Source organism: Pollutimonas rozaliensis (assembly GCF_048751585.1).
In the GTDB taxonomy this organism is placed as follows: Bacteria; Pseudomonadota; Gammaproteobacteria; order Burkholderiales; family Burkholderiaceae_B.
Window position 1 is genome coordinate 1 of record NZ_JAZHOB010000049.1, and the last position, 291, is coordinate 291.

Here is a 291-nt window from a genome sequence, read left to right on the forward strand (position 1 = left end):
CTTAGGTTCTGACTGACTTGTAACACGGCGCCAACTCGTTCAGCTGGTGTCACGGCCATAATGCTTGGACCATAATCGTAAACACAGGTTTGCCCAAAAGCCTGTTCAGTCGGACAACCAGGATCGATTCGTGTCACACCATTGACGATAAAGTTACCTGGGTAACCCCGTGAAGATCGAAAATCATTACCGCCATATGGGGCTTGGTTAGCTGTACCAAAACGCCCCATTTCTGCGCCGAGAATGGTCGTATTTTTAAAATAGTCTAAGATTAAAGTCGCATTAGCATCT

Annotated in this window: 1 protein-coding gene; it reads right to left on the bottom strand. The window is 46.4% G+C overall.

Annotated elements, in window-relative coordinates:
• The coding region (locus tag V0R37_RS21910; protein WP_420376533.1) for a hypothetical protein at positions 1-291 on the bottom strand (291 nt) is incomplete at both ends.